The 11,875-nt window shown below is 64.7% G+C and carries 13 protein-coding genes; 1 reads left to right on the plus strand and 12 read right to left on the minus strand.

Going from position 1 to position 11,875, the window contains the following annotated elements:
• Nucleotides 1-77: 77 nt before the first annotated feature.
• The gene (locus GWG65_RS06215; protein WP_275194524.1) at nt 78-1,001 is read left to right on the plus strand and encodes a LysR family transcriptional regulator; all 924 of its coding nucleotides are present in this window, start codon (nt 78-80) and stop codon (nt 999-1,001) included.
• Between the two features lie 40 nt (nt 1,002-1,041).
• Here GWG65_RS06215 and GWG65_RS06220 read toward each other — a convergent pair whose 3' ends face one another.
• The 12 genes from GWG65_RS06220 to GWG65_RS06275 are packed head-to-tail and all read right to left on the minus strand — an operon-like array spanning nt 1,042 to nt 11,870.
• Complete coding sequence (locus GWG65_RS06220; protein WP_275194525.1) at nt 1,042-1,668, minus strand: NAD(P)H-dependent oxidoreductase; 627 nt, start codon at nt 1,666-1,668, stop codon at nt 1,042-1,044.
• 3 nt (nt 1,669-1,671) lie between these two features.
• A complete protein-coding gene (locus tag GWG65_RS06225; RefSeq protein WP_275194526.1) occupies nt 1,672-3,246 on the minus strand; it encodes an isochorismatase family protein in 1,575 nt (524 codons plus the stop codon).
• Between the two features lie 20 nt (nt 3,247-3,266).
• Entirely contained in the window at nt 3,267-4,115 is an 849-nt protein-coding gene (locus GWG65_RS06230) for an MBL fold metallo-hydrolase (protein WP_247390227.1), read from the minus strand.
• A gap of 30 nt (nt 4,116-4,145) precedes the next feature.
• Nucleotides 4,146-5,030 carry an amidohydrolase family protein gene (locus tag GWG65_RS06235; protein ID WP_275194527.1) on the minus strand — a complete coding sequence of 295 codons (885 nt, stop codon included), beginning with the start codon at nt 5,028-5,030 and terminating at the stop codon, nt 4,146-4,148.
• Nucleotides 5,027-6,148, minus strand: coding sequence for a VWA domain-containing protein (locus tag GWG65_RS06240; RefSeq protein WP_275194528.1), 1,122 nt, complete (start codon nt 6,146-6,148; stop codon nt 5,027-5,029). Before GWG65_RS06240 ends, GWG65_RS06235 begins: the two co-directional genes overlap by 4 nt.
• A complete protein-coding gene (locus tag GWG65_RS06245) occupies nt 6,145-7,026 on the minus strand; it encodes a MoxR family ATPase (protein WP_275194529.1) in 882 nt (293 codons plus the stop codon). Before GWG65_RS06245 ends, GWG65_RS06240 begins: the two co-directional genes overlap by 4 nt.
• A 10-nt stretch (nt 7,027-7,036) precedes the next feature.
• A complete protein-coding gene (locus GWG65_RS06250; RefSeq protein WP_275194530.1) occupies nt 7,037-8,059 on the minus strand; it encodes a molybdopterin cofactor-binding domain-containing protein in 1,023 nt (340 codons plus the stop codon).
• Nucleotides 8,060-9,646, minus strand: coding sequence for a molybdopterin cofactor-binding domain-containing protein (locus GWG65_RS06255; protein ID WP_275194531.1), 1,587 nt, complete (start codon nt 9,644-9,646; stop codon nt 8,060-8,062).
• Between the two features lie 11 nt (nt 9,647-9,657).
• Complete coding sequence (locus GWG65_RS06260; RefSeq protein ID WP_148738018.1) at nt 9,658-10,134, minus strand: (2Fe-2S)-binding protein; 477 nt, start codon at nt 10,132-10,134, stop codon at nt 9,658-9,660.
• Nucleotides 10,135-10,162: 28 nt separating this feature from the next.
• Nucleotides 10,163-10,981 (minus strand): FAD binding domain-containing protein, encoded by an 819-nt coding sequence (locus GWG65_RS06265; RefSeq protein ID WP_275194532.1) that lies wholly within the window; start codon nt 10,979-10,981, stop codon nt 10,163-10,165.
• A gap of 2 nt (nt 10,982-10,983) precedes the next feature.
• Entirely contained in the window at nt 10,984-11,427 is a 444-nt protein-coding gene (locus tag GWG65_RS06270; protein ID WP_247390211.1) for an SRPBCC family protein, read from the minus strand.
• A gap of 5 nt (nt 11,428-11,432) precedes the next feature.
• Nucleotides 11,433-11,870: an SRPBCC family protein gene (locus GWG65_RS06275; protein ID WP_247390209.1), complete on the minus strand. Its 438-nt coding sequence runs from the start codon at nt 11,868-11,870 to the stop codon at nt 11,433-11,435.
• Nucleotides 11,871-11,875: the final 5 nt, after the last annotated feature.

The following is an 11,875-nucleotide window of genomic DNA, read 5'->3' on the forward strand; positions in this document are numbered from 1 at the left end:
TCTTCAGACCATTTTGCCTTGCGGGATATGGAAATAAAGGCCAATAATTGTAAGTCTCTTTTTCTATAAGTGGAACAATGGATCGTTTGCTGCAACTGGAGGTGTTCTCCAAGACCGCCGAGCTCGGCAGCCTTTCTAAAGCCGCCGAGGCGCTGCGCATGTCGAATGCGGCCGCCAGCCGCCACCTCAGTGCACTCGAGGAACGTCTCGCCGTCCGGCTGATCGAGCGCAACACGCGTCGTTTGTGGTTGACGGAGGCAGGGCAGGAACTGCTCGAGCGGTGCGGCCCGGTTCTGAGCGAGTTGGCGGAAGCCGAGGACATCGTCAGCGATCGCGCCTTGTCGCCTCAGGGCACGCTACGTGTCACGAGTTCGCTTTCCTTTGCAGTGATCTATCTGGCACCGATGCTGCCAGCCTTCCGCGCGCGTTATCCGAAGCTCAACATGCAGATCACCACCGCCAACCGTTACCCCGATTTCATCGAGGCAGGTATCGACGTGGCGATCCGAACGCGCGAGCAGGAACCGGATTCAAACATCATCGTTCGCCGCATCGGCCAGATGCGCCGCGTGCTGGCGGCCGCGCCGTCATATCTTGCGAGCCACGACCTGCCAGAGCAGCCCGCCGATCTCGCGCGTCACAACATGCTGGTCTACAACCTTGCGAACGACCCGTATTCCCTGCGCCTGCGCAAGGGCAATGGAACGCAGACGATCCGCCTCACGCCGACACTCGATAGCAATGACGGTCAGGTCATCCGTGGAGCCGCGCTCGCAGGCCTCGGTATTCTCATCCAGCCGCTCTACATCGTTCAGAGCGACATCGCGGCGGGCCACCTCGTGCCGATCCTGATGGATTGGGAGCTGCCTCTGCTCACCATGAACGTCGCCTATCAAAATCGCGCGGGACTGCCCGCCAAGATCAGGGTCTTTTCCGATTTCCTGGTGACGTACATCCGCGAGCATTCGCAGCCCGGGATCTGGATAGACGCAACGAAATAATTTGCGAAAGCCGATGCAAGGGTCAGGCGTTGCGGGTGCATCAGAAGCTCGTCGCCATAGCAGCGAGGCGTTGCTCGGACCTCTCGCGCGCAGCCACGATCGGCTGCTGCGGTCCGGTGGTTGGCCCAATCGGCACGAAGCGGACATTCCTGATGCCGACGAAGCGCAGGATTTCTCGCAAGTAAGGCGTCGCCATGTCGATGCGGCCGCGGTTCATTCCAGTGGCGAAATCGCTGCCGCTGGCGAGGATCACCAGCGTCGGCCGGTCCTTCAGCAGCGGCAGATAACCCTGCGAAGGATCGAACGTAAAGGTGAGCCCGGGCTGGACGATGATGTCGAACCACTGCTTGAGCTTGTAGGGAATGCTGAAGTTCCACATCGGCGTTGAGATCAGCACCCGGTCGGCAAGTGAGAAGCGCAGCGCCATTCGCTCGGCTTCGGCAAAGCTGTCGCGTTGCGCGTCGTTGAAGGCTTGCGCGTTCATGCGCGCGTACTTGGCCTCGACGATCGGACCGGAGAAGTCCGGCATGCGTTCCCGCCAGATGTCCATGACATCGACATCCCAGTCCGGCCGGGCCTGGCGAAAGCCGTCAAGGAAGACGCGCGCGCCCGCACTCGACTCGGAGTCGGCGCGGGGCGAGCAGGACAGGTGCAGGAGCTTTGCCACTCCTTATCCCAGCGCTCTGATGACGACATCTGCCCTTGTGACGACCGCGACGTTCTGCATGGCGAAATTGATCGAAGCGTTGTGCCAGTCGGCGTTCATGGTCGAGCAGCAATCTTCCGGGACGATCATGAAATAACCCTTGTCGGCGCCGGTCCGTGCCGTGTGCTCGACCGACATGTTGGTCCATGCGCCCGTGTTGATGATCATGTCGCGCCCCGTCGCCTTCAGGATCGTCTCGAGCCGGGTGCCTTCCCAGGCGCTCATCCGCATCTTCTCGACGACGAAATCGCCAGGTCGTGGCTCGAGTCCGGATATCGGTGCCGCGCCCCAACTTCCGCGAACCATCGCCTTGCTGTCGACCAGCCCCTCGAACAACGGCGCGTTCAGCGTGACCCCGGGGGCGCCCGGCTCGACGACGAACCAGACATGGATGATGGCGACGCCCCGGGCGCGCGCCGCCTCGGCGAGGCGGCGGACATTCTCGACGACATGCTGCTGCTTTGCGTGAGCCGGTGCGCCCGATTCGGCGAAGGCGCCGCCATCCATGATCACGTCGTTCTGGAGATCCTGAATGATCATGGCGCAACGCTGCGGATCGAGCCGCATCTCGCCATCGGCGAGGATGGGCGCTGCGGGCGAAGAGCTTGCAGTCGCGCCGCCAGCACTGCGCCGGCCACTCATATAAGGCTCGTGGCGCGGGCCGACCTTGGTCGGAATCGCATACACCGAATGCGTCGATGTCAGGTACAGCGTGCGAAAATCGGGACCGCCCCAAGAAAGATTGGCGACCAGCTCCGGCACGCGCAGCTTGCCGAGCAGCTCGCCGCGTGGCGAATAGACCCAGACGCCGCCAGGCGCGGTGACCCATATATTGCCATGCTGGTCGCATTTCATACCGTCGGGCACACCGGGCTCCAGCTCGGAGCGGATGCCACTGGCGAACACCCGCGCATTCGACAGTGAGCCGTCACTATCGACGTCGAACACGCGAATCAGCGCCTGCACGGTGTCGTTGACATAGAGCAGTTTCTCGTCCGGCGAGAAGCATAGTCCGTTCGGCTGATCGAACAGGTTGCGGTCGACGACGAGCTTCGGCTCGCCGCCGGGCATGACGCGATAGACCCCCTGGAAGCCGAGCTGGCGCGGCCGCTCGACGCCATAGACCGGCATGCGGCCATACCAGGGATCCGAGAAATAGATCGCGCCGGAGGAGTGCACGCAGACGTCGTTGGGACTATTGAGCTCTTGGCCCTGGAAATGTGAGGCAAGCACCTCGCGCCGCCCGTCCGGCCGCTCGCGGACCAGCGACGAGGTCCCGTGCTCGCAGACGATCAGGTTGAGCTCAGCGTCGTAGGTCATGCCGTTGCATTTGTTCGACGGACGTTTGACCTCGACGACGCCGCGCCGCGCATCCCAGCGCCGGCGTACGTCGCCCGGCATGTCCGAGAACAGGAGATAATGGTCGACCGGATGCCAGATCGGACCTTCCGTGAAGTCGAAACCGGTGCCGACCTGCGCGACCGGCGCGTAGGGATCAATCAGTGTCTCGAATTCGCTTCGCAAGGTGACGTGCGTCATCGGTCGATCCTTGGCTGACCTCAGGCCGGGAACCAGTTGCGCTCGGGCAGTGACTGCACGATCGGTCCGGGGACCTGGTCGTGCAGTCGTCCGATGACGTTACCGCCTTCGATCTTGGCCGGGCGGTCGTGCACCGGCAGTAAATAGCGGGAATTGCTGAGCAGCTTCTTGATCGCGGCCTTCTCCGCTCGTTTGGTGGTACCGTGGTTGCCGGTGGTGCGCGGCTCCCAATCGTGAATCTCATTGAAGGGCGTGACGATCTGGTCGTTGATGTCGTAGATGACGTCGCCGCAAATGGTAGCTATGCCGTCCGCGGTCTCGACGATGATGTTCATCGAGCCTTCGGTATGCGCGTTGGCGGCATCGCAGTACACGCCAGGCATCAGCTCGATCGGGCCGGTGATCTCGAGGTCGAGGAAACGCAGCGCGCTCTTGGTGTGCAGACGGTCGATCAGATGCTTGATGTCCGGTGCCGGATATTGCGGGTGCATTAGGCCGGAGACGGAATATTCGAGCTCCTTGCGGTTGAGGACGACGGTCGTGTTCATGGGGAACAGATCGTCTTTGCCGGCATGGTCGATGTGCAGGTGGGTGTGGCAGACGAAGCGGACGTCGCCCATGCGCACGCCGTGACGGGCGAGCTGGTTCTCGATCATGTGCTCATGGTACTGAAGCCCGCGCATGCCCAGCGTCTCCATGATCTGGTTGGACCGATAGCCGGTATCGACCACGACCGGATATTTGCCGCCAAGGATCAGAAAGCCGAGGGTGAGGACGCGGCGGGTTCGGCCGCAGTCACGGCCGAGGACCAGAAAGCTCGATTCCAGCTCGATATCGCCGTAGTCCAGGATCTTGATCTCCAGCGCCATTCCTTTCGCTCCCTGTTCTGTTGTTGTCTGTCAAAGCCGATAGACGCGTGTCGCCGTCGTCCTGAAGATTGCGTCCTGCTGCTGGGCCGTCAGCGGCGCGGCAGCCGCACGAAACGCATCGACGAGGTCGCCATAGCTGCTCCATAATTTCTCGATCGGGAAATTGGAGCCGAACAGGCAGCGCTCGGCACCGAAGATCGCGACGGTGTCGGTCAGAACGGCGGCGATATGTGCCGCATCGTTGCGATGGATGAAAGTGCCGAGCCCGGAAAGTTTGGAGACCACGTTCGGGCATGCAGCAAGCCGGGCCATCCCGGCGCGCCATGCGGTGCGGCCGGCTGGCGAGAGATCCTCCAGCATGCCGGCATGCTGGAGGATGAAAGTGACTGCGGGACACGCCTCGGCCAACTGCGCGGCATTCGGCATCTGCGGCGTGAACACCTGCAAATCGAAACTCCAGCCATAGTCGGCAAGGCGCGCCACGTTGCGGCGAACCATGGGATCGATGCAGAGGTCAGGCCGGGCGGCAAAGCGGTAAAGCGGATTCTCATGCCAGTGCAGCTGCATGCGCAGCCCGCGCACCAGCGGGTAGCGCTTTAGGCGATCAAGCTGCGAACGGACGTCGTCGACCGCGAAATTGGCGTAGGCGACGATCGCATGAGGCCAGCCGTGCTCGTCGGACGTCCGCTGCACCCAGGCGGCTTCGTCCTCGAAACGGTCATTGGCCCAGTTGGTCTGGACGTAGACCGATCGTGTGACGCCGATATCTTTCAGGTCGCCCAGATATTCCTGGATCGGATAGTCGCGCCGGATCGGCTCGTAGGGTCCGAAGATACGGGGCTGCATCGGGCCGCTCAGCCAGGGCAGATCGGTTTGCCGCCAGATATGATGATGGCCATCGACGATATCGGTCACGCAACTCTCCTTCGTCCGAGTGACAGGACGTGCGCGACAATCGACGCGCTTGTTCCGCCATCCACGAGGTCATCGACGAACCGCTCGATGGCGACCAGCGCCTCGGTCTGCGGGCGGAAGCCCGGACCCGTCGCGAGCGGCGTCAGCCAGCTGACGCGCCAGGCGCGCCGCGACAGTTTTGCCACGGCGTCGCGCAAGGCATCGCAATCGCCGCGCTCGAGGCCGTCCGAGACGACGACCACGGCCGCCCCACGCGCATATGCGCCGAACCGCGGCACTGCGAGGAAGGCTTGCAGTGCGTCGCCGATGCGGGTGCCGCCGTCCCAGTCGCTGACGAGGTGCGCGGCTGCATTCAGCGCCTGCTCCCGCCGCTTCAGTCGCAGCGGGCGAGTGACGCGGGTGAGCCGCGTGCCGAAGGTGAAGATCTCGACGCCTGGCGCGGCCTGCACCAGCGCATGTGCAAGCTTCATGTTCTCCTCGGTGCGGCTCTTCATCGAGCCCGAGACATCGATCAGCAGCAGGATTTTTCGCGGGCGTTGCCTGCGCTTCAGATGCCCGAGCCGAAGGATCTCTCCGTCGCTGCGGACTGAGTCGCGCAAGGTACGGCGAAGATCGGCAAACGGTCCGCGACGGGCGCGCATGCGCCGGTGGCCGCGCCGTTTCGGCAGGCGGCTGGGGGCGTCGCGCGCGAGTCGGCGAAGCGCATCGGTCATGGAGACCTGAGCGAAATTGCGCCCGACCAGTGCCTCGGTTCGACTCGCGGCCAGGCCTGACTCGTTGGCCTCGTCGGAGAGCAGGGGTTCCTCGTCGCCGCGGCCTTCCTCCTGGAGACGGACGGTCTCGTCGTCCTCACCGTCATCGGCATGCTCGATCGCCTCGCTGCCGCGGAAATGGAGATCGAACAGCCGGTCGAAGGTGGTGCGACGCTCGGGTGGCGGGGCGAGGGTCGCCAGCGCCGACTGCCGGATGTCGTTGAGGTCGCGCGGGCCGAGCAGCTCGATCGCGGCAAGATAGGTGGTGGTCTGCTCCGGCGCGACCGCAAAGCCGTTGGCGCGCAGCAGCGCGACGAAGGAGACGAAGATGCTGGCTGCGCGCGGGAGCTCTGATTCGGTGCTCATGCGGTCGCCTCCGCGAGCATTGCGTCGAGCCGCGGCGACATGAAATGCAGATCCTCCTCGTCCTTGAGCGCCACGCCGATCGAGCGCTTGAACGCGTCCGGCCAGCGCGCGCCACCCTTGTGCAGCAGGGTCGCCGCCTCGGCCCAGTCAACGGCTTCGGCGATGCCCGGCGCCTTGCTGAGCGGCTCGCGCCGCAATTTCCCGACGGCCGCGACGACGGCTCGCGCGGTCGCCTCCGCGACGCTCGAGGCCCGCAGCATCACGATGCGCGCCTCGCGCTCTTCTGTGGGATAGTCGATCCAGTGGTACACGCAGCGCCGGCGCAAGGCTTCGTGCAGGTCGCGCGTTCGGTTCGAGGTGAGCACCACGACCGGTCGCTCGACGGCGCGTACCGTGCCGCGCTCGGGGATGGAGATCTGGAAATCGGAGAGGAACTCGAGCAGGAAGGCCTCGAATTCCTGATCGGAACGGTCGATCTCATCGATCAGCAGGACAGTGGAATCGGGCGCGCGCAGCGCGGCCAGCATCGGGCGCTCGATCAGAAACGTCTCGCCATAGATGTCGATGCTCTCGTCGCCGGCCTGGCGGATCGCAAGCATCTGACGCGGATAGTTCCATTCGTAGAGTGCGGCGGATGCGTCGATGCCCTCATAGCATTGCAGGCGGATCAACCGGCGACCGAGCACGGCGGCAATGGCCTTGGCGGCCTCGGTCTTGCCGACGCCGGGCGCACCTTCGAGCAGCAGCGGCTTGCCGAGCGCCAGCCCAAGATAGGCTGCGGTCGCCAGCCCCTCGTCAGCGAGGTAATAGGCCGCCCGCAGCGCCTTCTCCAGCGCTTCCGGGCTATCGATGCCGACGATGTTGCTGCGGACCGCCATCGCAAATCCCTCAGCGGCGCGGCTGCGGCCGGGCGCCGCCCTGGGCCTTGATCGCGCGCAGCACCTTTTCGGGCGTGATCGGCAAATCGTCGATCCGCACGCCGGCAGCGTTGAAGATGGCGTTGGCAACGGCCGGCAGCACCGGATTGGCGCACATCTCGCCCGGTCCTTTGGCGCCGAAGGGACCATCGGGCGCGGGGCGTTCCAATACGGCGATGTCGTGCGGGCAGATGTCGCCGGGGCCCGGCATCAGATATTCGACGAAGTCGCGGGGACCGTGAACGGGGTCGGGATAGTACGGCTCCGGCGTCTCGTACAGCGCGTGGCTGATGCCCATCCAGGCGCCGCCGACCAGTTGCTGCTCGACCAGACGCGGATTGAGCGCGCGGCCGAGCTCATAGGCGGAATCCATGCGGACCATCGCCACCTCGCCGGTCTCGTCATCGACGTCGACCTCGGCAACGAGGCAGGCATGGGCGTAGCAGGTCGCAGGCGACATCTCGCCGGTTTCAGGATCGACGTTCGACAGCGGCACAAGGAAGATGCCGCGCCCGGAGATAGTCTTGCCCTGCTTGAACTGTGCAGCGATCGCGACGTCCTTGGTCGAAATCGAGCGATGCGGCGCGCCCTTGACGTGGATGTTGCCTCGCCCGTCGGTCTCGAGATCGGAGGCGTTGACCTCGAGTTCCTCGGCGGCTGCCTCCATCATCACGCCGCGCGCCTCGCGCGCCGCCGCCATCACGGCATTGCCGACGCGATGGGTGCCGCGGGAGGCGAACGAGCCCATGCAGTGCGGGCCGGTGTCAGAATCTGCGGTGTCGACGTAGACGTCCTCCACGGGCACGCCCAGCGTCTCCGCGCAGATCTGCCGGGTCACCGACTTCATGCCCTGGCCGAGATCGATCGATGACAGTGCCACCGTGAACTTGCCGCTCGGGTTGGAGTGGACCAGCGCCTGGCTCGGGTCGCCGCCGAGATTCATGCCGATGGGATAGTTGATCGACGCCATGCCGCGTCCGCGATGCCGGGTCATCTAGCGCCTCCTGGTGCCGAAGACGGAGGAGAAGCGGGTCGCGCCATGGGAGGGCGCCGACGGCCGCGGTGGAGGTGGTGGCGGCGCCGGTGGCTCTCGCGGCGGTTCGCGGGAGGTGGCAGCTGGCGCGCGATCGTAGGTCGTGCGCTGCTGCACGGGCGCGGTCGGTCGCGCACGGCTATCGGCCGGCGTCGGCGGGATGATTGCGCGGCTGCCGCCGCCGTCCTTGCGCGATGAGGCGCGCTTGAACTCGTCGCGGATCGGCCATTTTGCCTTTTCGGCGGCGACCTGGACGCACTCGATCAGCGCGGTGTTCTTGGCCTCGCGACGGTGCGCCTTCATGTCGCCGTCGCGATAGGCATTGAGGATGCGAAATTCCATCGGGTCCATGCCAACGAGGTTCGCGAGCTTGTCCATCTGGCACTCGATCGCAAAATCCATCGCGGTGACGCCGAAGCCCCGCATCGCCGTTGCCGGCGTGCGGTTCGTGAAGACGCAGTAGACGTCGCCATAGACGTTCGGGATGGTGTAGGGGCCCGGCAGGTGCGCGGCGCATTTCACGGCGGCGTAGCTCGAGAGCCGCGTATACGCACCGCTGTCGAAATAGGCGCGGATCTTCCGCGCGATTACGCGGCCGTCGCGCATCACGCCGTCCTTTATGTAGATGCGTTCGGCGCCGCGGGGCGGACCGTATTGCATTTCCTCCTCGCGGCCGAACACGTAGCGCACGGGCCGCCCGGTCAGCATCGCGCCGAGAATGGCGAGCGGCTCCGTCAGCGTATCCACCTTGCCGCCAAAACCGCCGCCGACCGTGCCGCCAATGAAGTGGAAGGTGTTGGAGGGAACGTCGAGGATCTTGGCGCAGGTGTCGACCGAGAAGAACAGCGCCTGCGTCGAGGTGTAGACCACGTAGCGACCATTGGTGTCGGGAGCTGCGATCGCGCCGTTGGTCTCCGTCGGCGCATGCTCGATCGGCGACATCTGGTAGCGCTGCTCCAGCACGTGATCGGCCGTTGCAAGTGCGGCGTCGGCATCGCCGAAGCGAAGCTTCTGGTGATCATAAGTCTCGTGATAGGTGAAGGTGTTCTTGGGATAGGTCTCGTTGACCACGGGCGCGCCGGGCTTCAGCGCATCCTCGACGTCGAACACGGCTGGCAGCGGCTCGTAATCGACCTTGACCTTGGCTATGGCCTCAAAGGCTTCGCGCTCGCTGTCGGCGACGATGGCGACGATCGGTTCGCCCTTGTAGCGGACCTTGTCGACCGCCAGCGACGGTTCGTCGTCCTTGCCGAAATTGATCAGGCTCAGAAGCGTGTTGAGGTTGCGCGGCACGTCGGCGCCGCGGATGATCCGGCGCACGCCGGACGAACGCTCGGCCTCCGTGATATCGATGCGGCGAATCCTGGCATGCGCCTGCGTCGAGCGGACCACCTTCAGGTGCAGCATGCCCTGGAGCTTGTGGTCGTTGAAATAGCTCGACGTGCCCGTGACGTGGCCGAGCATATCCTGACGCTGCGTGCCCTTGCCGATCTCCTTTAAGTTATCGTCGCGCTCGTCGGCGAAAATGTCCTTGCGCAGTTCCAGCATGGTTTACATCCTTAGGCGCTGGCTCGGCCGCCCGCGGCGGCGAGGATGGCGTTGACGATTGGCTCGTAGCCGGTGCAGCGGCAGATGTTGCCGGAGATCGCCTCGACGACCTCCTCGCGGCTCGGGGAGGGGTTGCGGTCGAGCAACGCCTTCGCGGCCATCAGCATGCCCGGGGTGCAATAGCCGCATTGGGCGGCAAAGTTGTCGGCGAAGGCGCGCTGCAGCGGATGCAGGTTCGGGCCCTGCTTCATGCCGTCGAGCGTTTCGATCGAGCGGCCAGCGACAGTTTCGGCCAGTGTCAGGCAGGAGAGGTGAAGCTCACCATCGATCAGCACGCTGCAGGTGCCGCAGCCGCCCTGGCCGCAGCCAAATTTGGGCGTCATGTCGCCGATCAGCTCGCGCAGCGCGACCAGGAGATTGGTGCCGCCGTCGACGAAGATCGCGACATCGCGGCCATTGTGACGAAACTGCAGGGGTATCTTGGACATGACGGTCTATTCCCTGTCTATTCACTGTCTATTCCTGGCCGGACAGCAGACGGCGCAGATGCACGCCGACGATCTCGCGGCGATACCAGGCGCTGCCAAGCGCGTTGTCGGACGGCGACGTGCCTTCGGCCGCCGCCGAAGCTGCGGCACTGATCGTTGCGGCATCCAGCGAACGCCCTTCCAGCGCGCGCTCGGCGGCGCGGGCTCGGATTTGCGTCGGCGCCATCGAGCCAAGTGCGATGCGCGCGCCGGCGATGCGGCCGCCCGAGATCGGCAGATGCGCGGCGATCGTAATGACGGAGCCGCCCTTCGGCTTGATGCGGGCAATCTTGCGATAACGGAACGCCTCATTGCTCGCCGGCCGCGTGCAGGACACTGACAGCACCAGTGTCCCGGCCCGCCGCTCGCGCGATTGCAGGAACTCCTCGATCGGAATATCGCGTGCACCAAAGCTGCCTTGCACCGCGACGGTTGCATCGAGCGCCAGCAGCGCGACGGTGAAATCGCCGTAGGGGTTTGGAGCAAAGAGATTACCGCCCACCGTGCCCATGTTGCGCACTGCGGGGCCTCCGATCGAGCGCGCCGGGGCGTGCAGGAAGGCAAGGTCACGTTCGGCGAGGACGCGTGCGAAGGTCACGCCGGCGCCCAACGTGATGCGCGGGCCCGATGGGTCGATCCGGGTCAGCGCCCGGTCGCTGGCGCGGACCACGGTCGAGATCGAAACGTCGCCTTCGTTCAGCGCGCGCATCACCAGCGTGCCGCCGCCGAGATAGCGCGCGCTTCGGTCCGAGGATAGCGCACCGGCCGCTTCGCCGGCGCTGGCAAAAGTTTTGACGGTCACGGCCATGACTATGCAGCCTCCTTCAGATGCCGGCGGATCGCCTCGAATCCGGCCTGGTAGATATCTTCCGCGACCATGTGGATGATGCGGTCCCGATCCTGGGGCTTGGTGGTGAAACGCGACTCCCAGTGCCAGAAGGTACGATCGCCGTCGGTGACTGGTAGCAAGCGGACATGGGCGACGTAGTTGAACATCGGGATCGGGGTATCGAGCAGGCAATAGCTGAAGCTCTGCTCGAGGTCGGACAGCGCCAGCAATTGTTCGCGAAGTTCGGCGCCATCCTTCAGTTTGAATCGTCTGACACAGCCGATCTTGTCGGAAGGTTGCGCGCGCTCGATCGAGGAGGTCGCAACGGCCGGATGCCAGCGATCATGCCCGTTGAAATCGCGCAGCACCGACCATGCCGCATCGGTCGGCGCATCCAGGATGGTGCTCTTGACGATATGCGGCACAGTTGTCAGCCTCCGAACACGCGCTTGAGGGCATCAAAGCCGCCCTGGAACACGCCGCCGCCGATATTGCTCACCAGCTCCGTCTCGCGCTCCGGCGCGCAGTCGAACTCGGCGGTCCATTCCATAAAGGTCTGGTCGCCATCGGTGACCGGCGTGAGCCGCAGCGTTGCGACGTAGTTCTCCACGCCCATCGGGGATTCCAGGATCGAGTAGGTGCAGAACATGTCGTAATCGGAGAGGCCGAGGAGCTTTTCGCGAATGCGATCGCCGTTGCGCAGGCGAAAATCCCGCACACAGCCGATCTTGTCGGAGGGCTCGCCGCCCTCGATTCGGCTCTCGGCGATCGCGGGATGCCAGTTCGGCAGGCCGTTGAAGTCGCGCACCCGCGCCCAGACGCGGTCGTTGCGCGCATTGACGACGGTAGAGACGTAGACGCGGGGCATGGTCT

The organism is Bradyrhizobium sp. CSA207 (assembly GCF_029051685.1).
Classification (GTDB): Bacteria; Pseudomonadota; Alphaproteobacteria; order Rhizobiales; family Xanthobacteraceae; genus Bradyrhizobium.

Coding starts and splice junctions, on each gene's coding strand:
- GWG65_RS06215 (WP_275194524.1), top strand. CDS start 78: ATGGATCGTTTGCTGCAACTGGAGGTGTTCTCCAAGACCGCCGAGCTC.
- GWG65_RS06225 (WP_275194526.1), bottom strand. CDS start 3,246: ATGACGCACGTCACCTTGCGAAGCGAATTCGAGACACTGATTGATCCC.
- GWG65_RS06230 (WP_247390227.1), bottom strand. CDS start 4,115: ATGGCGCTGGAGATCAAGATCCTGGACTACGGCGATATCGAGCTGGAA.
- GWG65_RS06240 (WP_275194528.1), bottom strand. CDS start 6,148: ATGAGCACCGAATCAGAGCTCCCGCGCGCAGCCAGCATCTTCGTCTCC.
- GWG65_RS06245 (WP_275194529.1), bottom strand. CDS start 7,026: ATGGCGGTCCGCAGCAACATCGTCGGCATCGATAGCCCGGAAGCGCTG.
- GWG65_RS06250 (WP_275194530.1), bottom strand. CDS start 8,059: ATGACCCGGCATCGCGGACGCGGCATGGCGTCGATCAACTATCCCATC.
- GWG65_RS06255 (WP_275194531.1), bottom strand. CDS start 9,646: ATGCTGGAACTGCGCAAGGACATTTTCGCCGACGAGCGCGACGATAAC.
- GWG65_RS06260 (WP_148738018.1), bottom strand. CDS start 10,134: ATGTCCAAGATACCCCTGCAGTTTCGTCACAATGGCCGCGATGTCGCG.
- GWG65_RS06265 (WP_275194532.1), bottom strand. CDS start 10,981: ATGGCCGTGACCGTCAAAACTTTTGCCAGCGCCGGCGAAGCGGCCGGT.
- GWG65_RS06275 (WP_247390209.1), bottom strand. CDS start 11,870: ATGCCCCGCGTCTACGTCTCTACCGTCGTCAATGCGCGCAACGACCGC.